The 21,496-nt window shown below is 64.2% G+C and carries 15 protein-coding genes; 6 read left to right on the top strand and 9 right to left on the bottom strand.

Going from position 1 to position 21,496, the window contains the following annotated elements:
* On the top strand, positions 1-371 hold a 371-nt coding region (locus AC1DUN_RS13455; RefSeq protein ID WP_477714370.1), incomplete at its 5' end, for a type VI secretion system domain-containing protein.
* Positions 372-568: 197 nt separating this feature from the next.
* On the opposite strand, the gene AC1DUN_RS13450 is transcribed toward AC1DUN_RS13455, so the two are convergent.
* Positions 569-931, bottom strand: coding sequence for a hypothetical protein (locus AC1DUN_RS13450; RefSeq protein WP_477714369.1), 363 nt, complete (start codon positions 929-931; stop codon positions 569-571).
* A gap of 680 nt (positions 932-1,611) precedes the next feature.
* On the opposite strand from AC1DUN_RS13450, the gene AC1DUN_RS13445 reads away from it, so the two are divergent.
* From AC1DUN_RS13445 to AC1DUN_RS13430, 4 genes are read left to right on the top strand one after another with little or no spacing between them, the layout of a single operon-like run.
* Positions 1,612-1,890, top strand: coding sequence for a hypothetical protein (locus AC1DUN_RS13445; protein WP_477714368.1), 279 nt, complete (start codon positions 1,612-1,614; stop codon positions 1,888-1,890).
* Positions 1,857-3,632, top strand: coding sequence for an outer membrane protein assembly factor BamB family protein (locus AC1DUN_RS13440; RefSeq protein ID WP_477714367.1), 1,776 nt, complete (start codon positions 1,857-1,859; stop codon positions 3,630-3,632). Before AC1DUN_RS13445 ends, AC1DUN_RS13440 begins: the two co-directional genes overlap by 34 nt.
* Positions 3,629-5,629: a cupin-like domain-containing protein gene (locus AC1DUN_RS13435; RefSeq protein WP_477714366.1), complete on the top strand. Its 2,001-nt coding sequence runs from the start codon at positions 3,629-3,631 to the stop codon at positions 5,627-5,629. Before AC1DUN_RS13440 ends, AC1DUN_RS13435 begins: the two co-directional genes overlap by 4 nt.
* 28 nt (positions 5,630-5,657) lie before the next feature.
* Positions 5,658-10,919 (top strand): serine aminopeptidase domain-containing protein, encoded by a 5,262-nt coding sequence (locus tag AC1DUN_RS13430; protein ID WP_477714365.1) that lies wholly within the window; start codon positions 5,658-5,660, stop codon positions 10,917-10,919.
* Between the two features lie 49 nt (positions 10,920-10,968).
* Here AC1DUN_RS13430 and AC1DUN_RS13425 read toward each other — a convergent pair whose 3' ends face one another.
* Genes AC1DUN_RS13425 through tssJ form a run of 4 tightly spaced genes read right to left on the bottom strand, consistent with a single transcriptional unit; the run spans position 10,969 to position 17,622 of the window.
* Complete coding sequence (locus AC1DUN_RS13425; RefSeq protein ID WP_477714364.1) at positions 10,969-14,808, bottom strand: type VI secretion protein IcmF/TssM N-terminal domain-containing protein; 3,840 nt, start codon at positions 14,806-14,808, stop codon at positions 10,969-10,971.
* Complete coding sequence (locus tag AC1DUN_RS13420; protein WP_477714363.1) at positions 14,805-15,482, bottom strand: DotU family type IV/VI secretion system protein; 678 nt, start codon at positions 15,480-15,482, stop codon at positions 14,805-14,807. Before AC1DUN_RS13420 ends, AC1DUN_RS13425 begins: the two co-directional genes overlap by 4 nt.
* Before the next feature lie 3 nt (positions 15,483-15,485).
* Positions 15,486-16,874, bottom strand: a complete 1,389-nt coding sequence (tssK, locus tag AC1DUN_RS13415; RefSeq protein ID WP_007863895.1) for a type VI secretion system baseplate subunit TssK — start codon at positions 16,872-16,874, stop codon at positions 15,486-15,488.
* A 16-nt stretch (positions 16,875-16,890) separates the two neighbouring features.
* Positions 16,891-17,622 (bottom strand): type VI secretion system lipoprotein TssJ, encoded by a 732-nt coding sequence (gene tssJ, locus AC1DUN_RS13410; protein ID WP_477714362.1) that lies wholly within the window; start codon positions 17,620-17,622, stop codon positions 16,891-16,893.
* Between the two features lie 64 nt (positions 17,623-17,686).
* Here tssJ and AC1DUN_RS13405 point away from each other — a divergent pair, with 64 nt between their 5' ends.
* Complete coding sequence (locus AC1DUN_RS13405; RefSeq protein WP_477714361.1) at positions 17,687-18,463, top strand: hypothetical protein; 777 nt, start codon at positions 17,687-17,689, stop codon at positions 18,461-18,463.
* A gap of 35 nt (positions 18,464-18,498) precedes the next feature.
* On the opposite strand, the gene AC1DUN_RS13400 is transcribed toward AC1DUN_RS13405, so the two are convergent.
* The 4 genes from AC1DUN_RS13400 to AC1DUN_RS13385 are packed head-to-tail and all read right to left on the bottom strand — an operon-like array spanning position 18,499 to position 21,487.
* The gene (locus AC1DUN_RS13400) at positions 18,499-19,275 is read right to left on the bottom strand and encodes a hypothetical protein (protein ID WP_477714360.1); all 777 of its coding nucleotides are present in this window, start codon (positions 19,273-19,275) and stop codon (positions 18,499-18,501) included.
* 36 nt (positions 19,276-19,311) lie between these two features.
* Positions 19,312-19,707 (bottom strand): DUF4150 domain-containing protein, encoded by a 396-nt coding sequence (locus tag AC1DUN_RS13395; protein ID WP_477714359.1) that lies wholly within the window; start codon positions 19,705-19,707, stop codon positions 19,312-19,314.
* A 23-nt stretch (positions 19,708-19,730) separates the two neighbouring features.
* A complete protein-coding gene (locus AC1DUN_RS13390) occupies positions 19,731-20,411 on the bottom strand; it encodes a DUF3540 domain-containing protein (RefSeq protein WP_477714358.1) in 681 nt (226 codons plus the stop codon).
* Positions 20,412-20,434: 23 nt separating this feature from the next.
* Positions 20,435-21,487: a pentapeptide repeat-containing protein gene (locus AC1DUN_RS13385; protein WP_477714357.1), complete on the bottom strand. Its 1,053-nt coding sequence runs from the start codon at positions 21,485-21,487 to the stop codon at positions 20,435-20,437.
* Between the last annotated feature and the right edge of the window lie 9 nt (positions 21,488-21,496).

Genomic DNA, 21,496 nt, shown 5'->3' with positions numbered 1-21,496 from the left:
CGGTCACGGCGGCCATCGGCAATGCACGCGCACTGGCGGCCAACGACGACCTCGCGAGCGCCGCGGCCTGCCTGCAGGAGCAGCTCGCGCTGCAGCCCACGGCGCGCGACCAGCTGCTGCTGCAGATCCGCTTGTGCGAGCTGCTGCTGCAGCACCGCCCCGGCGCGGCCCTCAAGGCCTTTGCGCAAGCCGTGGTGCAAGCCATAGACCGCCACCAGCTGGGCACCTGGGACCCGGCCATGGCCCTGGACGGCCTGCAGGTCGCCTACGGCGTGATGACGCGCAACGAGGAAGACCGGGACGCGGCCGATGCGCTGCTGGCGCGCATTGTGGCCTTGGATGCGGCGACCGCGGTCAAGCTGGTGACTTGAAGACTGGCAAGCAGAAGAGCCATATCCGCAGATTACGCAGATTACGCAGATTACGCAGATTTCCGCAGATTAAAGGCAAAGAATTTGTACTCAGGACTTCACGTCTGAGTCCATTTGCTGATCACGCGGCCTTGCACTGCGATTGTCTTCATCTGTGGAAATCTGCGTAATCTGCGGATAAATTGATCTGCCAACTCTCAGCGCGCCGGAACCCCTTCGCGGCAAGCCACGCCCGGACTTCCCGGTTTTAACGATCCGGCGTCGATAAATCCAACAAAGATTGGCCGCGCACGGACAATCCGCCCCGCCCCTCTTCGCAGGCTCGCATACCGTTCAGCCTTGCCCCAAAAAAGCTCAACCAACCCATGGCAAGCAGCCAGCGGCGGAACATCAAAACACCTCCCCATCAAGCGACCGCCACGAGCTTTGCTCAGCAGGCAAAGCGACGGGAGGTTTCTGTAGCGAAGGGGAGCGATGAGGACACACACGAACGGAAAACCGGCCGCCAGTTCGGCGTCGGTGAATACGTCCTGTTTCCGCCCAATGGCGAGAACGGGCATGGCTTGTTCACCACCTAGGTGCCCGGGATCTCGCAGGCCCGGGTGATCATGAGACGCCTCAGGCTCCGGCAGGCAAAAGAATAAGCCGGCTCCCCGAAAGCGTCCGGCGAAAGGTGTGTGCACATTGACACTGGTTTGGTGACAAGTCTGTGTGCATTGACACTCATTTGTTGGGCCGCTCGCAGGCTTTTCGTGTGCGTGAATATTCACCAAAGCCCATGAATCCCTCTTAAAAAGTCCGCATGCAGACAAACCCCGCGCCTGCGCACAGGGGCGTCTGAATAATCGGCCCGTGCTTTAAAGGCGGCCCCGAAATTCCCGGCCTGGGCTACTCCTCAAAACAGATTCGTCTTCGCCTCGCAAACCTGACTCCACGCGAACCGAGAAACAAGAAACCTCGCCATGGCTCAAACATCAACCGTTTTCAAGCTCCCGCCCTTTCCAGGCCGCCAGGCCCGTGCGGCCCGTCCACCACTGTCAGTCAAGCCCATGCATGGCGAACCCCACAACACGGCGAACTTGCGTCGCCTGAGCCGCATTTTGATGCCGGCTTTGCTAGGCCTGAGTGCAGGTTGCGCCACCGAGGTGACAGAGGATCCCAAGACCTGCGGAGCTTGGAGCTTGGTCACCAGCTCACCCATTCTTTTGTTTGAACAGTCTTTACCTCAAAGAGGAAAGCCATGAAAAAATCCCTCCGCGATGTCTCGCGTTTCAGCGCAACGGCAGCTTACCGCTATCGCCTGACTTGCCTCGCCATTGTTTTTATTGTGATCGTCATCCTGGCGGTGGGCAGCGCACTGATCCTGGCCTTCGATGAGTCGGCACCGCTGCCGATCTATGGTTTTGACTTTTCGCTGGACGACGGCGCGCCGGGTTTTCTTCATCCGTTTTCTCGCGCTGGCACATGCCCATTCGGAAATCGCTCATGGGTAGCACCTTGCAGTATCCCGTGCATCTGAGCAAGCCGTCGCTGGTCAAGCAATACCCCGAGTGGGAACTACTGCGCCGCCAGATCATCGACAAGGCGATCTACTTCAGCGACCAGCTGGTGTTTGATTTCAGGCGCATGCTGACGCAAAGCCGGAACGCCGAGATGGCCGGCCGCCTCATGTGGCAACTGGTCAAGCCCTATGCACCCCAGGTGCTCATAGGCCCTGGCTTTGGCGCGTCACCCTTGTTGTTCTCGACGGCGCTCGCGGCGCTAGCCGATGGTGTGGAGCTGCAAACCCTGATGGTGCGCGACAAGCGCAAGGCGCACAACCAGAAACGCTGGGTGGAGGGCGACCACGCCTCGGCCGCCGGTAAACGCGCGGTGATGCTGGACGACTTCATGAAGGCCGGCTCCGCGCTGCCGCTGGTGCGCGAAGCGCTCAAGGCCGACTCAATCAAGCTCGACATTGTGGCCCTGGCGCTCTTCTTCGACATGTGGGAGCCACTGGGCTCGCGCCAGATCAGCACCTCGCAGCTCCCCGTCGTGAGCCTGTTCGCGCGCCACGACATAGGCCTGAGCCGCGACTGCCACGACGCAGTGCCGCCGCTGATGAAAGGCAGTGCCCCTGATTTTGTGAACGAAACTCCGCGCTGGTGGCGCGTGGGCTTGAACAGAGACATGAGCTATCCCACCAAATGCGCGCCTGTCATTGCGGACGGCGCTGTATTTGTCGCCGACGAACACAGCACGCTGTGGAAACACGACCTGGACACGGGCGACATTCACTGGTCCGTGCCCAGCCTGGAGAGCCCGAAAAAAGGCATTGTCCAGAAACTGCAGCTGGTGCAGGGCAGCCTCATCTACGGCTGCTACGACGGCAGCCTAACCCGGGTGAACGCACAGACCGGCGCCATCGAGTGGCGCTGGAAAATCGATTCCAGCATCCATGCCACACCTGCCATTGACGAAGCAGGCGGCCGGGTCTTCATCAACACCGAGCAGTGGAATGGCGGCCAGCCTTGCGGCCATCTTCAGTGCCTGGACCTCGCGACAGGCCGCCTGTTGTGGAAACACAGGCATGCCTGGTGGCCGCCGGGAAGCGCGGCTTATTGCGCGGCTACCGGCCTGGTGGTGGCTCCCTGCAATGACGAAAGCCTGTTGGCCTTGGATGCGGACTCAGGTAGCGTGAAGTGGCGCTTCAAGACCGAGGGCCTGGTGAGAGGGCAAGCACTGGTCGCCGCGGTTCAAGGAAAGAGCCGCCTCTATGTCGCCACCGAGCGCGGTCGCTTGCATTGCCTGGATACAGCCACGGGCGAAGTGATCTGGACTCGCCGCTATGGCCAAGGCCTATGGCACCAGTTCCTCGTGGCCGACGACCAAGCTGTGTTTGTGATGGACGGGAAATGGCATTTCATGGCCTTGGACCTTGAATCAGGCGCCACGCGCTGGCTCAGCCGATTGCGCAGCCCGGGGTGCTGGCAGCCCGTGCGCTGCGGCAACTACCTGGTGGTGCTGTCTCGCCAGGGTCATCTGGCGGTGTTTGACCCGGCCCGGGAAATCAAGGTCTGGGAGGGCCGCATTCCCGGCAGCTATCACCAGCCACCGGCCATCGCCGTAGACGCGTCGGGAAAAGCCGTGCTGGTAGCGGCCAGCTCGTCATCAGGGCTGCTGACCTTTGACATCCATGCCCACTATGCCGAGGCCACGACCGACCCAAAAGCCAGGCCCTCGCGCACAACCCCCCAATGCCTTACGGAAGCCACCCTATGACCTCTCATCTCCAACTCGTTGACACAACGGCGGCCGATGCTGCAGCAACAACCTGGTTCGTCGTCAGCCAGGTCAAGTCCCATCGGGTGGTCTATTTCACCGACGACCCCAACTACACACCACCCACCGAAGGCGACTGGTACTACGTCAGCCCTTACCAGGGTGAACTGCCCAAGGGCATCAGCCTGCGCAATTGCTGGGGCTGGCGCTTTAACGGCATGGAATTTACCGATGCCCGCGAAGACAAAAAGCCCGGCTCGGCACAGGCGCTGCTGTCCAGCAACAAGGAGGCATTGCACAAGCTGCTGCGCGACAAAATTGATGTTCTGCGCAAACCCCTGATGCCCCGCTCCGCGATGGGTCATGCGACGCGTACGCGCAGGCTTGAGGAGGCCAGGGCGATATTGAGTTGCAAGCCCGGTGAATCGGGCGGTGCGGCTGATGAGATACAGGGCTGGGAACTTCTACCCGCCAGCGCCGCTGCGCGGGGAATCAGCCTGCAGGCCATGGCCAGACGCACCGTTGATGCGTACAGGGACGAAATGCGTGTGCTGCTCGAAACCGAAGTGCTGCGAGACGCGATGGCCGTCGCCATTGATGCCGCCACCGATCAGGAAGAACTCATGGCCGTACGCCATCGCCTGATGAATGAGATTGCACCCCAGACCGATGAGAAATTCAAGGCCAAGCCGGAGCACACCACGCCGCGGCAATTCGCGGCGCAGCCGGTACCGGAGCAGCTTGAGCAGGAAAGGCTCAGGCTGGGCGTGCAGCTGCGCCTGAAAATCAATACCCTGCGGCGCGAATATGTCTCCGACTATCTGCTGGACGACATGGTGCTCAAGCACAAGGGGCGCATTGCGCAGGAAGTGCTGGCGCACGGCGGGCAGATGCCGCAAAACATCGACGCAGCCGTGCTGATCAGCCATGCGGCCGGGCGCGGCCAAACCCTGGCCCAGGCTGCCACCGAGGTTTTGGCCGAGATGGATGAAGCCGCCAGGGTGCTGCTCGATACCGAACAGCTCAAGGACGCCATTCTTGCCAGGATCGCCACGGTGAACTCTTTCGCCGAAATTGAGATGATCAGCAAGGCGATTCACAGGCTGTCGCTGGAAACACTGGCGGCGCCGGTGCCGGCGCCAAATCCGGTGCCCGGGCCAGTAGCGAAGGCTTCCAAGCCAACCTTGGCAGAGAACGCCAATCCCAATTCCGGCCCGCGCAATGCCAAAACCCTGGCGCGAATCCGGGAGCAGGTGATTGAAGCCTCCCACAGGGCTGCCGAGGTCACCAGCGTTCCCGAGGTCGACACACTGGGTTCGGCGGCCTTTGTGGCGATGGCCAAGGCGGGCCAGCCCTTTATCTTGAAAGGCATTGTCAAACAGTGGCCGCTGGCGGCGCTTACGCCGCAGGCCTTGCAGGAGCAGTTTGCGGCGTTGCGGGTACAGGCGCGGGTGGCTGACTATGTGGAGACGGCCTTTACGCCGCAGCGGCAACGCAGGGACATGACCCTGGCCGGCTACTTCCAGCTGATTGCCCAAGGGGATGACGGCGGCTTGCCGCCCTACCTGGGCAACCAGGTGCTGCCCGAACTCACCGCCTTGTGCCAATGGCCCGACTATTTCCAGAAATGGGACAAGCCCCGTATCTGGCTTGGCCCTGAAGGCACGGTTACCCCCTTGCACTGCGATTACGACGACAACCTGTTTGCGCAGGTCTGGGGGCAAAAGCGCTTTCTTCTTTATCCGCCGCACCACGCTCAATTCCTGTACCTCCGCGAAGCCAATCCGGCCTTGTTCGCTTCCTCGTTTGACCCCGAGGCGCCCGACTATTCGGCATTTCCGCTGGCGAAGCAGGCGCGGCCGATTGAATGTGTGCTCCAGGCTGGCGAGATGCTGTTTCTGCCGGCCGGGTGGTTTCACCATGTGCGTGCGATGAGTTTTTCCTTGTCGGCCAACCGCTGGACGCGGGAGCGGCCCCTGGCTTTGAGCGAACAGTAAACCTGCAAAAAAACTCGGGGAGATTTCTATGCGTCACTTTTCTTTTTTATTTACCGCCGTAAAAAATGGCGCTGCCTACGCGCTGCTTGTGGCGATGCTGTTCTGTGCCGGCCCTGCAAGCGCCAAGGTGGTCGAAGAGGTCACCAAAGTTCCCGTCAAGGTCACCGACGCTTACGGCAAGGCCATTGCGCAGGACATCGTGGTCACGGTGTACTTCGATGACGCCGCGCCCAAGCCCTATCCAGTGCTGGTCCTGAACCATGGCCGCGCACCCGAGCCCGAAAAACGCGCCGCCATGGGACGGGTCAGGACCTCCGCCAACTCCCGCTGGTTTGCCCGGCTGGGCTTCATGGTGGCCGTACCCACCCGCGTAGGTTACGGTGACAGTGGCGGCGAGGATGTGGAAGACACCGGCCCTTGCGGCCGTAAAAACTATCCTCCAGGCTACGCCGCCGCGGCCCAGCAAACCGTGCAGTTACTTGAATTCATGCGCCAGCGGCCTGATACGGCCAAGGACCGCGCCGTCGTCATGGGGCAGTCCATGGGCGGCGCCACCGCCATTACCGTAGCGGCCATGAACCCTAGCGGCGTGCAGGCCATCGTTAACTTCGCGGGCGGCGGTGGCGGCAACCCCGCCACCATGCCGCAAAACCCCTGCGCTACCCCCTTGCTGGAACGCATGTTTGCCACCTACGGCAAAACCGCCCGTATTCCCACATTGTGGGTTTACACCGAAAACGACATGTTTTTCGGTCCCAAGTTTCCCAAGCAATGGTTTGACGCTTTCAAGGCCGCGGGCGGCGTCGGCGAATACGTCCTGTTTCCGCCCAATGGCGAAAGCGGTCACGGCCTGTTCACCCAGGCGCCCGAAGTTTGGCGGGCCCGGGTGATCGCTTTCCTGCAGGCCAATGGCTATCCCGATAACGGCAACGGGGGCCGCATCAACCTGTACTTTGATCCCGTCACGGGCTCCGGAAATCTCTATCGTCAGGGCACTACCAGTGCCAATTTCACGCAGGAGGCTATTCCGGCAGGTAGCCGTTTTGACATGCGTGCCGATGGCAGCCTGGTCATCATCAAGCCCGGCAATAGCACCGTGACTATCAGCGCTCCGGGCATTGCGCCTGCCCCGGGCGGGGCGGTGATGCCAGGCTACCGGATCGTCACGGAGATTACTTCCGGCTTGTACCTAGGTCGCTCCAACTCGGGTGGGGGCGCGCAGGTGCTCTACACGCAAGGATTGGGCGATGCCAATCCAATCATTGCCTGGATGCCACCCGGCGCAAAGATCGAGACATTCAAAACCAACGCTTCTGACCGCAATCCCAGCGTTGTCGTCATCACCGATCCGGCGACCAACGCCAAAACTTATTACGACGCCGTCACCCGTGCTATCGGAAAATTCGACAGCCAGGGCAATGGTCAATTCACTTTGCCCGACGGTACTGTGCAGAAGGTTTCTGCGAGCGACTGGTATATCACTCCCAACGGCAGTGCTGCACTCGTCAACCTCGACGGTTCGGTGTCTTATTTGTCCAAAGTGGGCAACAGAGTCGAATTTTCTACTTACATCGGTCCCGAAATTCGCCGGCTTTCGTCCATGCCCGAGCAGCAGATGGGTGGGAATGGGAGCGGTGATGGCAACAACAGCACTGGCGCGCCGCGTGTGAGTCAGGTCGCGCAAGACATCTGGAGTACCGGCAGTACTCCCGCGCAGTTTGTCAACCTGATTGGAGTGCAGGTTGCGCAAGCTGCTGGCCCCAACTCGCTGAACTACGTTAACAGCACGAAGGTCAACGAAGACAACGAGGCGCAAATCACACTGGCTCAGTTGCAGGCCCAGGGCAACGGGGCCGACATTGACGGCACAGTAAGCGCCTTTGTCATCAAGGCCGTGAGCAGCGGCGGCCTGCGCATAGGGGCTACGGCCGCCACGGCCGCGGCCTGGAATGCCAGCACCAACAACACCGTGGACGCGACGCGCAACGCCTACTGGACGCCGGCGCTGAACGCCAATGGCACGCTCAATGCCTTTACGGCTGTAGCCAAGGACAACGGCGGTGCGGAGTCCGCGACGGCCATCCAGGCCAAAGTAGCCGTCACGGCGGTCAATGACGCGCCCACCGGAACGGTGACCATCAGTGGCACGCCTACCCAGAACCAGACCTTGACAGCAGCCAACACCTTGGCCGATGTGGATGGCCTGGGGGCGGTCAGCTATCAATGGCTGGCGGGCGGCACGGTAATCACCGGCGCCACCGGCTCTACGCTGATGCTGACGCAAGCCCATGTTGGCAAAGCCATCAGCGTCAAGGCCAACTACACTGATTTGCAGGGCACGGCCGAAAGTGTAGCCAGCGCATCCACCGCGTCGGTGGCCAATGTCAACGATGCGCCCACGGGAACGGTCAGCGTGCTGCGGGCCGGCGCAACCGTCACGACCGCCACCGCCCTTAAGCAAGGCGACGTCTTGAGTGCGGCCCACACACTCGCGGACATCGACGGCCTGGGCGCTGTGGCGTACCAGTGGTTTGCCAATGGCACAGCGATTGCCGGCGCCACGGCGGCTTCCCTGACGCTCATGCAAGCCCAGGTCGGCAAGACCCTCAGCGTCAGGGCCGCGTATACCGATGGCTTGGGCACGGCCGAAGCCGTCATGAGCGCGGCCACGGGGACGGTGGCGAATGTCAACGATGCCCCCACCGGAACCGTCAGCCTGTTGCGTGGCGGCTTGTCCGTTGATGGCGTGACGACTGTCCAGCAAGGCGACACCCTGAGCGCCGCGAGCACTCTGGCCGATGCTGATGGACTGGGCGCGCTGGGCTACCAATGGCAAAGCTCCACAGACGGGGCTAACTGGAGTGCTATCAGCGGCGCGACCGGCAGCAGCTTGACCCTCACGCCGGCCCTGGCCGGGCAAAGGGTGCGTGCGGCCATCAGCTACATCGATGGCTTTGGCGCCACGGAGAGCGTAACCAGCGCGGCTACGGCGGCCGTCAACCGCATGGTCGGCACGGCCGGCGCGGACACCCTGGCCGGCACCGTGGGCGCCGACAGGCTGGAAGGCCTGGCCGGTGACGACGCTTATACCGTCAATCACGCGGGCGACGTGGTGGTTGAGAACGCCAACGAGGGCCTGGACACTGTCAGCAGTGCCATGGACTACACCCTGACAGCCAACGTCGAGAACCTGACCCTGGCGGGCACAGCCACCATTGGCGGCACAGGTAATTCGCTGGACAACCTACTTACCGGCAACAGCGCCAGCAATGTGCTGATAGGTGGCTACGGCGCGGACACCCTGATAGGCGGACTTGGCGATGATGTGCTTGATGGCCCTGTCACAACTGCCGGTGTCTCGGCGACTGTGTATGTGACGGGGGCCGCTGCCGCAAGATACGCCGTGGACGGGACTGGTGCCGTCACCGCGTTTGCGCTCAGCGATGGCATTGTTCCTTCCGTATCGGCGGGCCAGTCCTTGAAGGTTCAGAGCGGCGGCAATCTGGTCACGGTCTATGTCACCTCGGGTAGCCGCATGGATGGCAGCCAGATATATGCGAGCGGAAGCCGCATCTACCTGAGCGGGAAGCTGGCCGACTACAGCCAGGCGATTAACCAGGAATCGGGTGTCTACACCTTCACCCGCATTGCGGGCCTGTCCGCAGGGCAAAGCGAGTCTGCCATGGCGCTTGTGTCCGATGGGAATGTCCGCCTGTACTTTGCCGATGGCAGCATTGGGCTCAACGTTTTCGCCGACACGCGCCTGGCTGATATTGATATGAATGCAGGCACCGCGCTGTTTCACCCGATACAGCAAGGCTGGCTCACGGGCAGAACGCAAGCCTGGCCCGCCAGCATTCCGCTGCTGAGCCAGGGTGCCGACCGGCTGGTGGGCGGCCTGGGCGATGACCAATATTTTGTGGATGACGCGGGCGACGTGGTGGTAGAGAACGTCGCAGAAGGCATGGACACCGTGCGGTCCAGCATCAGCTACACACTGAGCACCAATGTCGAGAACCTGACCCTGACCGGTGCAGCCGGGCTCAACGGCGCGGGCAACACCCTGAACAACACGCTCACCGGCAACAGCGGCAACAACACGCTCCGTGGCGGCTGGGGCAATGACACGCTGACGGGAGGCGCTGGTGATGATGTGATGGATAGCCACAGTCCGGAGATAAACAAGTTGTATGTCATCAACACCGGAAACGGCATGGTGGCTCGATCCACCGTGGGAGACCAAGTGGTGGAGATGACCATGTCGGGTGGCTGGCTCCCTTCTGGCCATGTGGGCCAGACCCTGCAGATTTTGGGTTCAACTTCCGTTGACAAGGTCTATGTGACGGCCGGCAGCAGTGTGGATGCCACGGGTTTGGGCGGTGGCGTTGATGAAATTTACCTCACAGGCCGCCTTGGCGACTATGCGGCGGCGTATGCGGGCAACACGATCACGCTGACGCGCCAAAGCGGTTTGCCCACCGGTCAGGCGGAGGTGGTCAAGCTCAGCGGTGGCACGGCTGTCCAGCTCGACAACGTGTACTTCAGCGACGGCTTCATTCAGAACTATGCACTGTCCAACGCCATCAAAGCCGGCACGGCCGCGGTGCTGAACCCTGGCCAGCGCACGGATGCCTCCGTTGCCGCCCCGGCGGTGTTCGGCGAGGGTGCCGATGCCATGGCGGGCGGTACGGGCAACGACATTTTTATGGTGGACGATGCGGGCGACGTGGTACTGGAAAACGCTGGCGAAGGTACAGACACGGTGCAGAGCTACCTGGCCAACTACTCTCTGACCGCTAATGTAGAAAACCTCACGCTGCTGGGCAACCTGAATGCCAGCGGCACCGGTAACGCCCAAGCCAACGTGTTGGTCGGCAATGCCGGCAACAACACCCTGGCGGGCGGTGCGGGTGGCGATACCTACCAGGCTTATCGCGGCATGGGGCAGGACCGTGTTGTCGAGAATGATGCAACACCGGGCGTCACAGATGTGCTGTCTTTCGGCGCAGGCATCAATGCTAACCAGCTGTGGTTTGGTAAATCCGGCACCGACCTACAGGTCAGCATCATAGGCACAGCCGACCAGTACACGGTGCAGAACTGGTATGCGGGTAACCCATACCACGTCGAACAGATCAAGAGCGGCGACGGCAAGACCCTGCAGGACACACGGGTTGACGCGCTGGTGCAGGCCATGGCCGCCTTCACACCGCCGCCCATGGGCCAGACAAGCTTGTCGGCTTCGCAGCAAACCGCGCTCGCGCCTGTACTGGCGGCTAATTGGCATTGAGAAAAAAAACGACGCCGGGGGAGCTCCGACCGGCTGTCGTCCCCCCCTCTTAGCGGGCGGGGGTGGCCGGTGGCGTTGATGCCGCCGGCGCGCCCTGCTGCAGCTGCGCCGCGGCCAGTTCCTTGAACAAGGCCTGGGTGTCCTGCGGCTTGTGCGGTGTCATGCGGGTATCCCAGCACACGCCGATCTGCTTGGGCAGCGAGACTTCTATGGCCGGCACTGCCGTGGCGTTGGAGAGTTTGGCCTGGATGCCGCGCTCCTCGCGCGCGAACTGGGCGTCCTGCAGGCGCTGCTTCTCGGCCGTCTTGTCTTTTTCCTGGCGCTCGAGCTGCTCGAGTTGCTGCGCCGCCTTGAGGATGGCGTCCTGGCCCTCGAAGTTGTAGCGTAGGCCGACCTGGCGCACGCCCAGGGCGTCCAGCCGCGCGCGCGCCGCCGGGAACTCGTCGACGTTGAACTGGCGCGCGCCGTCGCGGAAGTCCTGCAGGAAACGCACAACGCCGCTGGAGCCGGGGTATTTCTTGGTGAGCACCACGTCCTCGATCTTGATCTGCAGCGTGACGTCGCCGCACTGGCGATCACCCAGCGGGAAGCTGTCGCTGACCGGGAAGTTGTAGTTGTTGAGCACGCGCGCGCCAGACGCGCACTGGATGGCCAGCACCGTCACAAAGGGCTTGGCCTTGGCGCCGGGGTTGACGCTGGTGGGCTGCGCGGTGATGGTGAGCTGCTGGGCCTGGGCCTTGATGGCCTCGACCTTCTGCTTGATGTCGGCCAGTGCGCGGTCGATCTGGGCCATGGCCTGCTGGGCCTGCAGCTGCTCCTTCTGCACCGCGAGCTTGTCGGTCTGGTCCTGCAGTTCGGCGCGCTGCTGCGTCACCAGTTGCTCGACGCGCTTGCCCGCCGCGTCGTTGAGCATGGGCAGGAACTGGCGCGTGAAGGGCACGCTGTAGCCCAGGGTCTGCACGATGGCGAAGCGGTTCGCGTCGCGCTGCAAAAAGGGCTTGGCCGGGCCGTCGGCAAAGGCCCAGACGGTGCCCTTGGCGCCGTAAAGCTGGTCCACCATGGCCGCCATGTTGGGCGCGGTCTGCAGCGGCCAGTCCACCTTGGAGGCCCATTCGCTCTGCAGGCTGCAGGAGGCCTGCTCCTCGGTGTAGGCCAGCACGAAGCGCAGCGGCCCGCCCATGAGCTGCCAGACGATTTCATCGCTGGGGCTGTTGTAGCCCACCTGCCTGCGCAGCTGGACCAGGCTGTCGGCCGTGGACTGCAGGGCCGAGGCCTTGACGGCCGGGTCGGTGGAAAAGCCGTGGAAATCCACCGCCGCCTGGTAGGCCTTGGCCGGCCCCACCACCACGTCGGTGGCCACGGCGTTGAGGTCCTTGAAGAACTTCTGCAGCGTGGCCGCCGCGTCCAGGTTGTTCTTGAGGGTGTCCTGGCCCAGCTTGGGCGCGCCGCCCAGGACTTCCTTCATGGCCTTGCCGCCCACGTTGTTGATGGCCCCCACCACATTGAGCGCCTCGCCCGCGGTGCCGGAGCGCGCGGCCTGCCGGCGCAGTTCGGCCAGTTCGCGCGACAGCCGCAGCCAGCTCGGCAGCTGGGCGGCGGGAAGGTCGCCGAACTCTTCATTGAGCCTGTCCATCACGCGGAAGTAAGGGCTGCGCGCGCTGGTGATCAGGCCCATGGCGGCGCGCCATTCGGCCTCGCCCGACAGCGTGCGTTCGGTGCCTGAAAAACCGGTGGCGAACTTCTGCCAGGCCTGGATGCGGTTTTCCTTGTACCAGGCTTCGAAGGCGCCGCGCTGCGCGAGGAACTTGGGGCCGTCGTCTATGCTTTTTTCCATCTCCGCGAGGAAGCTGTCGATTTCCTTCTTGCCCGGGCTGGTGAAGGCCGCGGACACCACGGGCAGCGCCTGCCCGGCCGCGGGCGCGCGGGCCTGGCTGGTGCCGACCCAGAAATCCTGCACCGTGACGGGCTTGTGCAGCGGGTTGGTGTCGGGCAGGTCGGCCAGCCAGCTGAGGTTGGGGTCGTGGAAAGCCAGGCGGTTGAGCAGCTGCTGCTCATAACGCAGGCGCACCGGCACATAGGGGTCGGTGGGCGCCGACCAGGCGATGTTGGAGATGTAGAGGTCGTTCAGGCGCGTGTAGAGCTCGGGGGTGTAGCGCGAGATGTGCTGGCGCTGCGGCATGGCGAGCAGCGTCTGGCGGTCGGCGCCGCGCTCGTGCGCCTGCAGCAGGTTGATGTAGCGCACCAGGTTGCGCATCATGCGCGCGAACTCGTGGTTCGGGTCGTCCTTGAGGATGCGCTCCGAGTCTTCCTGGTAGTTGGCGTCGGTGGTCGGCAGGATGTAGCGGCGGAAATTGCCGGTGTAGCTGCTTTTGAGGCGGTCCTCGAGGTCGTCCATGTTGGTGGTTTCCACCATCCACTGGCTTTTCCAGCTGTCGTTGCGCCGCTCAACCAGGGAAATGGTGTCGCTCAGGCGCTCCAGCGTGGTCGCGTCCTCGTCCAGGTTGCCGGTAAAACGTATGCTCAGGCGGTCTTTCTCCTGCAGCAGCGACAGCGTCTGCATGTTGTCCAGGAAACCGATGGTGATGAAGATCGCCGCCGCGACGCTGAGCAGCACCCAGGCCAGCATGCCGAGGTTCTGCGTGGCGGTGCGCCAGGGGTTGCGCAGCGAGGCCGGCAGCGAAATGCTGCGGTCCTGCGGCAGTACCCGCCCGAAAAAATCATGCAGGAACAGCCCGGCGTTGGCGCTGGGGTGCGGCGGCACCGGCGGCAGCACCTGGCCCAGCAGGCTGGAGACGGCGCCGCCCTGCTGCAGGCCGCTGCTGAAGAACAGGCCGCGCAGGAAAGGCGTCTCAAGGTAGGCGCTGTCGCCGAAGCAGGCGCGCAGGAACACTTCCAGGCCGGGCTTGAGCTGGCCCAGCTCGTTGGGAAACATCAGCAGTTCGGGCGCGACCGGGGTGCCGCGCGCCACCAGCACGGTACGCAGCACCTGCAGCCGCTCATGGATGTTGCCGAAGGCCTTGTCGAGGAACTGGTTCTCGCCGGGCTCGCCGCCATCCGGCTCGGCCAGGTAGCCCATGGCCTGCTCCAGCGAGTTTTCGCTGAGCTGGCGGGCCCACTCTTCCATGCCGTAAATGCGGTCGCACTGCGTGACCATCACATAGACCGGGAAACGCTTGCCGAACAGGCGTATCAGCTGCTCGATGCGCTCGCGCACCACGCGGCCTTCTTCCAGCAGCGCGTCCTTGTCGGGATGGGACAGGCGCTCGGTGCTGATGGCCAGCACCAGGCCGTTGAGCCCTTCCTTGCCGCGGTACTTGGCCAGCAGGTCCAGGCCCAGCTCCCATTCGCTGCGGTCCTGCTCGAGGTCGGCCGCCTCCACGTAGCGCCCGGCGCAGTCGATGACCACGGCGCGGTCGAAATACCACCAGTCGTAGTTCGAGGTCTGCTCGATGCGCGCGCTCTGGCTGACCTTCTGGATCGAGGAGGACAGGCGCGTGCGCGTCAGCGCCGTGGTCTTGCCGGTGCCGGAGCGGCCCACCACCATGTACCAGGGCAGCACATAAAGCGGGTTGCCGAAGCGCTTGAGGCTGGACGCGCGCAGCGTGGCGGCTGCCGTCTTCCATTTGCGGATCAGCACCGCGCGCGGCGACGCCTGCTTGGCCACCTTGTCCTGGCCGGCCGATGACAGCTGCGCCATGCGGCTGCGCGAGCGATACACCTGCACCAGGCGGATGATGAAGCGCACCAGCAGGTACAGCCCCAGCACCCCGAAGAACACGGCCACGGCCGCCCACAGCGGCCACTCCATGTAAAGGGCCAGGCCCCAGCTCAGCAGCGCCAGCACCGTGAGGGCCAGCAGCCAGAGGACGATGCTACCCAGCGCCTTCATTTGATCTGCGCCATGATGGAGCTGGCCGTCTGCCAGATGATCAGGTGATAGATGCCGTAGAGCACGGCCAGCACGGCCAGCGGCGCCAGCAGCACGCTGAGCGTGAGCGAGGAGACGCGCCAGCGCCAGCGGCCCTCGCCCGGCTGCTTGCCGCCCTTGCGCCCCACGCTGGCATAGGCCTGCGGAAACAGCACCTTGCCCGAATCCCCGTAGAGGCCGTCGCCTTGCACCAGCTGCGCCAGGCTGGCCTGCTTGATGTCTTCCAGGGTCTTGGGATTGCGGTCATGGCCGTAGCGCCCGGCAAAGCCCATGGCCAGGCAAAAGAAATACACCTCGCGCACCGCCAGCTGCTGCGGGCCCAGGGCCTCCAGGCGGGTGAAAAATTCGACCCCGGCGCTGGACACGTTGAAATAGCGTTTTTGCAGCAGCAGGCGCTTCCATTCCTCGGCACCCGGCCAGGCGGTGGCCAGCAGGAGCTCGTCGGCCCAGGCGGCCACGGCGAACATGCCGCTCATCGTGTCGGCCTCGGCAATGCCGGCTTCCTGGGCCTTGCGGCGGGCGTCGGAAAGCAGGCTGTCGAGCTGGTCCTTGACCGATGCCGCGCTTGCCGAGGGCTGGCCCTGGAAGTGGCGCACATAGGCCATGAAGGGGATGAAACAGTCAACAAGGCGCACGCGTTATCTCCGCAACACAACAATTTCGGCCTTGAGGTCGGCCGGCGCATCCATCCAGTACAGCGCGACGGAGCCCTCGCGCTCCACCATCTCCCACTGCTGGCTCATCTGCTCGATGCGGAAATAGTAGGAGTATGAGCGGCGCGGCAGGCCCTGCGGCGCGGCCGCCATGTGGATCAGCTCCAGCCCCGGCAGCGCGTGCGCGATCAGGCCCGGCATCTCGTCGGTGGCGGCCAGGCGCGCGTCGCGCTGCACCGCGTCCACCACCCATTCCATGTCTTTTTCGGTGCGTATCACCAGGTAGAAGCGGTTGCGCTGGCCGAAGAAATTACGCGGCAGCTGGCCCACGTGGTAGTCGCCCTGGGGCTGCAGGATGGCCAGGAACTCCGGCCCCACGGTGATTTCATTGAGCAGGTGGCTGACCATGGTGCGCACGCGGTCGAAACACTTGCCGAGGTCGGCGTGGTCGTAGGGCGGCAGGCCCGGCGTGCCGTCCTCGGCCTCGCCCAGCATGTTGAAGCGCTCGGAAAACGAGCTCAGCTCGCCGATCAGCTGGCGCATGGCGCCGTAGGCCAGCCAGGGATGGACCTGGCGTGTCTCGGTCAGGTGGAACAGGTAGGGGCTGGCGCGGTTCAGCGAACGCAGGGCCAGCAGGAACACCATGTAGCTCGCGTCGAACTCGGCCTTTTGCATCTCGCGCGGGCTTTTGTACTCCTGCAGCTGGCGGGCGCGCCCGGTCAGCTCGTCACGGATGTCCTTGACCAGGCGCAGCAGCACGTTGGAGCCGGAGATCGCGTAGCAGGGCGGGATGAAGCTTTCGGACAGCTTGATGGCGTCGCCGTCGCGCACCAGGCGCGCGATGGGGATCAGGCTGTAGTCCTGCAGCTTGTCGATCTCGCCCTCGAAAAACACCTTGACCACATGCAGCAGCGTGCGCACCTGGGCCGCCGGGCCGTCCGAATACAGGTCGGCGACCTCGGGCGGGTTGGCCAGCGTGGCGTAGCGCGTCGCGGCGCCGCCGGCGGCCGTCAGGTCGGCCGCGATGGTCACATTGTTTTCGGTGGCGCTGAGTTTTTTCAGGCCCAGGTAGACCGTGAAGGGCTTGTCGCCCTCCACCCAGTCCACGTCGAAAGGCCTGGCCTTGATGACGGCATTGCCCGGGTACTCTATATAAGTGCGGTCCTGGAACAGCAGGCGCGCGGCCTGCACTTCCACCGTGCGGTTGCCGGCCGCCGCGGCGACCAGCTCAAGTTCGCCCACGCCCCAGAAATGCGGAAGGCCCGACTCCTGCATGGGCTTGTGCTGGAACTGGTTGTGCAGGTCAGCCATCTGGAAATGCTGGGACTGCAGGAACATGCCCTGGTGCCAGTAAATGCCTTGTTTTTCTTCCATGTGCTGCCTGCTGTCCTTATTTGTCCAGTTTCTTCACCGCGCTGTTGGCGTTCATCACATCCTTGAGCGTGTCCGGCGTCAGCTTGATCTCCCGGCCCCCGCCATCGAGCGGAACCGCTTCGCTGGCTTTTGTCCCCGCCGGGTCCCGGTTCAGCCGCTCGGCATTGAGCAGCTCATCCGGCCCGAAGTTCAGGCGCAGCGCCAGGGTCGCCGGCGCGGCCTTGTAGGTAGTGCTGACCATTCCCTCGCTCTCTATCGTCAGCGGCACCTCGAACAGGCGCGCGCTGCGGGCCGCATCCATCTGGTAATACCCGGCCGCGATGCCCACAAATTTGGCCTTCTGCGCCCGGTCCAGCTGCAGGATGCTGTGCTGGCCCGGCGTCACGACGTAGCGCGCGAAATGCACAAACCCCTCGCCGCCCTTGCCGGTTTCCAGCGATTTTCCCACCAGCGCCGCGTCCGCGATCAATTTATAGAAGGCCGCGGAGTCTTCCATCTGGTAAACACCGAGTACCAGCGTATGCGCTTCACCACTGTATTCATTGAGCCGGTTGTCGGCCTCGACTTCCACCAGGATGGCGTTGCGCGCGAAACTCCAGGCGATTTCGGCCACGGCTTCCTTGCGCGTGTTGCCGCCCATCATGGAATTGGCCGTGGCGCAGCCGCCCAGTGCCGCCAGCGCGGCCGCGGCCAGGCAGGCGCCGGCCACCCGCCATGCCCACACCCCATGAAACCTTTGTTCAACCAAGTTTTGCCTGCTCGTAATTAAAGGTAATTTTGGTGAATTCATTCGGGAATGAAGATAATAAGCCATGCAAATTGGAGCGGCAATTTACCCGGGGCTTATCTGCATCGCGCTGGCGCTGCCGGCATTGCCCGCCCTGGGCCAGGACACCGCAGCCGCCCCCGTGGCCGATCTCGAGGCCCCGCCTCCGCCCGTGGTGGCGCCCGTGCTGTACGCCTACGCCACGCTGGCAAGCACCCGCAGCGTCGAGCAAAGCTGCTGGCAGGTGCTGATTCCCGAACGCCAATACCTGGTGCGCCAGAACAACGCCAAACCCTGGCTGCTGCGCAACGCCGTGCCCCTGGTAGGCGCGGCCATGGGCGGCTTCACGGGCGGTTTCCTGCTCAAGCGCCATGCCACGGCCGCCGTCTACAAACGCTGGGCCGTGCCGGTCATCGTCGGCAGCGCCGGTGCCGGCTTTGTGCTGGGCCCGGGCGGCGTGACCGGTGCCGTCGTGGGCGGTGCCATCGGCGACAAGCTCGGCAAGCACAAACCCGCCATCACCGCCGCCGGCATGATAGGCGGCGCACTGGCCGGCAAGGCGCTGTGGGACATGGTGTTCCCGCCCGCCGTGCCGCCCGAACCACCCAATGGGCCCGACGACGACATCCCGGTGGAGGTCTTTCTGCGCGACCAGCAGTGCGGCACGCGGCTGCAGACCGCGCACAGCCAGTCGGTCTACCGCGTCGGCTACCGCTTCAACGACGAGGAGCGCGTCGCCGAACTGCCCTACGACCCGGGCGAAGCCCTGCTGGTCGGCGCGGGCGGCGAGATCACCGGCCCGGCGCGCAAACGGCTGGACTGAGAGCGGCTCTCCTGAACCCGGAAGAACCCGCTGGTTCACACCAGCCTCAGGAGGGTGGCTTCCGCATCCGTTTCCTCGGCATAAGGCATAAAAAGAATCGAGTCGGGGCAACCCTTGACCTTGACGAAGTAGGACGTGTTGTCATCGACCTGGTTGCGCACCGCCCATGCGGCGTACTCATTCCCCGCGACTTCCAGCTTCATGCCCTCCTGCGCGAACTCCAGCGTGGTTTTTTCCGGCAGCATGGCCTTGGGACCCACGGCCTGGAACTGGATCTCGGCGCCGCCCCCCGTCACGCCGAACACCACGCCATCCCAGGCGCCGGCCACCGGTCCGATCTCGAACCACTGGCCCAGGCGCTCGTTGCCCAGCACGTCGAGCCGGAATTCGGCCGGCGCCGCCTTGGGCGGCACATTGGCCTTGGCCACGATCTTGGCGGGCCAGCTTGCGCCCGACTCGAGCAGCACTTCGGCCTGCGCCATCAGCGGCGGCAGCGCGGCCTGCTCCGGTGGGGGCGAATTCCAGAGCGTGAGCATGGGAAAGCCGCCGCGCGCGCTGCGCAGCGCCGAGGCCATCAGCGACAGGCCGTAGCGCACCGAAGGCTTTTTGATCTCGTCCGCATCGACCAGCACCAGCCAGGCGTCGGCCTTGGCTTCGAGCAAGGCCTCCAGCGCGACGCGCCAGGCCATCTTGTCGGGCTGGTCGACCCAGAAATGCCCCTTGCACTGCAGGCCATAGCGTTTGAGCACCGCGGTCACGGCGGCCACGCGGGGCTGGTCTTCCTTGAGGGCGGTGATCCAGACGGTTTTCATGTTCTTTTCCTTTGCTTGGGGCCTGGTTGGGAGCGTTCAGCCCATGATCATGACAATCGCCTGGCTGGGCGCCAGCACCGAGCCCACCCCGTTGCCGTCGTTGTGTTTCGTCGGGTCGCCCAGCTTCACCGCCGGGTTGCCCTCCAGCTTGACCTTCATGCTGCCCATGATGAACTCGGCCGGCCCCATCATCTTTCCCGACACCACACCGCCAGCCACGCCCGCCTGGTCGCCGTTGCTCATGGGGATCTTCGAAGCCTTGGTCAGCGCCGGCATGCCGCCTATCAAGACCTTCATGGTGCAGGGATTGCCCATCATGGGCATGGCGATGTTCGGGTAGGGAATGGGAACCGGCGGCGCGGGCGGCGCGGGCGTCTTGCAGACGTCGGGCATGGCCATGCACTGGCCGTTCTGTTTGGTGACTGCGAACATGGTTGTTGTCCTTTTCGGCCGGCTCAGCCGAGGTCGATTTTTTCGGCGTCTATCTTGACCTGGCCTTCGGCGACCACGCTGGCGTGGCGCGACTTCAGGTGAAAGCGCTCGGCCACCTGCAGGCGCATGCGGCCGGCGCGGGACTCGTCGAGGTTTTCCGTCCAGCGAAAGCTGTTGGTCGCCTTCTGCACCAGGCGGCCCACGGTGGAGGTGACGGCCTGCGCGACCGTGCGCACGCTACCCAGGCTGGCGCTGAGCTCGCCGACCGTCGACGCCAGGCGGTTGAACTTCAGCTCCCCTTGCGCCGCCGTCACGTCAAGCTGCGGCGCCTTCATGGACACGCTGCGCGAGCCTTCCAGGCCGATGTCGCTGGCGACAAAGGCCAGCGCGCCCGCATCGGCGCGTATGCGTGCGCCGCCCGGCAGCGCCAGCACGCCATGCTGCGCATCGGCGCGCGAGAGCACGGCCAGGATGTAGGGCACGCAGGTCAGGCCCACGGCAACGCCCTGGCAGACCAGCACGGTGTCGCCGCATTCGGGCTCGACCAGGCAGCTCTCGGCGCGCAGCGCGCGGTCGGCACCGGCGGTGCCGGGGGCCGTGCCCAGAAAAAACCATTTGTCGGCCCGGCCGGTCACGACGGCGGCCACCAGGCCGGGGACGGCTTGCGGCAGGGGGGAAGCGGAAGGCAGGGAAGCATTGGACATGGCGTTCTCTTTCTCAAAAAAGTTCAGGCGGCTTGCCAGCGCTCGGCGCGCAAAAGTTTCTCATCGGTCTCACGTGCGCCGCTACGGTTGGCGCCGTCCCAGCGCGTGCCCTTGTCGAGCATGGCGTGCAGGTTGGCGTGGCTCATGTCCGCGCGGCTGAAGTCGGCGTTGGACAGGTCGGCATGCGACAGGTCGCAGTAGACCAGGCCCGCATTGGCAAAGCTGGCATCGGCGGCCTTGATGCGCTGCATCACCGACATGTGCCAGCGTGAGCCGTCGCAGCGCGCGCCGCTGAAGTCGGCGTCGCTGGCGTCGGCCATCTCAAAAACCGCGGCGCTCAGGTTGGCGCCCGCCAGGCTGGCCCCCATCAAGGCCGTGTAGGTGCCCTGCACACCGGCGAGCTGGGCTTTTTGCAGCTGGGCGCCCATGAAGCTGGTCCGGTCCAGCGCCAGTCCCGAGAAATCGGCGGCCTGGAGCTTGCAGCCGTTGAGGATGGCCATGGTCAGGTCGCACCCGGCGAAGCGCTGGCCCTCCAGCTTGCAATCCTTCAAATAGGCCTGCACCAGTTGTGTCCGTTCAAAACGCACGCTGCGCAGGTCGGCGGCCATCGCCACCCAGCGTGTGAGGTCGGCGCCCGTGAAGTCGGTGCCGTCCAGCGTGCAGCCGTCGCACGCCGCCTTGAAAAACTTCGCGCCGGCAAATTGCGCGGCGCTGAGGTTGGCGGCATCCAGCGATGCGTGGCTGAAATCGGCGCCCTTGGCCTTGGCGCCGCTCATGTCGGTCTTGGCCCAGCTCGCGTGCGAGGCATTGGCCGCCTCCAGCCTGGCGCCCGCCAGCGCCGTGTCCTGCATCTGGGTGGCCGACAAGTCGGCGCCCGAGAGGTTCGCCCCCGTGAGGTCGCAGCCTTGCCAGACGCTGCCGGCAAGCTTGCTTCCCGACAGGTCGGCGTTTGCCAGCCGCACCTTCTCCAGGTGGCAGCCGGTGAAATCCACACCCGACAGATCGGCGCCCGACAGGTCGGCGCCGGCCAGGTGGCGGCCTTGGGCCAGCTGGGCCAATGCGTCTTTTACATCCATGGTGTTTCC

Source organism: Polaromonas sp. P4_F6 (assembly GCF_056401275.1).
The sequence above is the reverse complement of the archived record's forward strand: the minus strand, read 5'-3'. Positions and strand labels throughout refer to the sequence as shown.